The organism is Streptomyces xylophagus, assembly GCF_000716435.1.
In the GTDB taxonomy this organism is placed as follows: Bacteria; Actinomycetota; Actinomycetes; order Streptomycetales; family Streptomycetaceae; genus Streptomyces; species Streptomyces xylophagus.
This window is the reverse complement of the sequence record NZ_JNWO01000149.1, coordinates 1-419: the sequence shown is the minus strand read 5'-3', so window position 1 is coordinate 419 and position 419 is coordinate 1. Positions and strand designations below refer to the sequence as shown.

Here is a 419-nt window from a genome sequence, read left to right as displayed (position 1 = left end):
ACCTCTGGGTCTCTGATAATGCTTATCGAGCTGGAGTAGTGATTCTCATGCGCACCCCCAAGCGGCCCACCCCGGCCGCCTACATCTCGCTTGGCCTGCTCATCGCCGTCGCCCTCAGCCCAGTCGCCACCCGCATCACCACCGCCGCCCTCGACATCCGCCTCGGACGCCCCATCAACACCGCACTGTTCATCGCCAGCACGATCCTGCTCACCGCGGCCGGAGGGTACGGCGCCTACCTGATCGTCAAGTTCTTCCGGGCACTACGCGCCGAAGACCGGGCCGAGCAGCAGGCCGAGGTGGCCCGGCTGCGCGCAGAACAGCAAGCTGAGGCGGCCCGGCTGCGCGCCGAGCAGCAGACCGAGACCGCCCGGCTGCAAGCTGAGGCGGCCCGGCTGCGCGCAGAAGCCGAGCTGCTG

General features: G+C 69.0%; 1 pseudogene. It reads left to right on the top strand.

The features are described from left to right. Window positions 1–47: 47 nt before the first annotated feature. Window positions 48–419: pseudogene (locus OO70_RS50740) on the top strand (hypothetical protein); the annotation flags it as partial.